The following is a 491-nucleotide window of genomic DNA, read 5'->3' as shown; positions in this document are numbered from 1 at the left end:
CCAGCTGGGACTGGGGCATAAAAATAACCAGAGCAGCCTGCAGCACCTCGAGATTCCCAAAGAAATAAGCTCACTGGAGGGTGTCGTCGCAGGTGCTTACCACACCCTTGTCTTTGGCTGTGACAGCAAGGACAGACCCCTGATTTTTGCCTGTGGAAATAACAGACGCGGCCAACTAGGGCTTGGACATGAAAATAACAAGAGCAGCCTGCAGCGCCTTGAGCTTCCTAAAGACCTCAACTCACTGGAGGGTGTCGTCGCAGGTACTTTCCACACCCTTGTCTTTGGCTGCGACAGCTTCGGCAAGCCAGTGCTCTTTGCCTGCGGATATAACGAGCATGGCCAGCTGGGGCTGGGGCATCAAAACAACCAGAGCAGCCTGCAGCGCCTTGAGCTTCCTGAAGCACTAAACTCACTGGAGGGTGTCGTCGCAGGTGGCTACCACACCCTTGTCTTTGGCCGCGACAGCCTCGGAAAGCCACTGCTCTTTG

1 protein-coding gene is annotated in these 491 nt (G+C 55.4%); it reads left to right on the top strand.

Annotation, left to right across the window (positions count from 1 at the left end; genetic code table 11):
- The coding region (locus Lwal_RS17540) for an RCC1 domain-containing protein (protein ID WP_476645818.1) at nt 1-491 on the top strand (491 nt) is incomplete at both ends.

It is taken from the genome of Legionella waltersii (genome assembly GCF_001468085.1).
GTDB classification, from domain to species: Bacteria; Pseudomonadota; Gammaproteobacteria; order Legionellales; family Legionellaceae; genus Legionella; species Legionella waltersii.
This window is presented reverse-complemented; position numbering and strand designations above follow the sequence as displayed.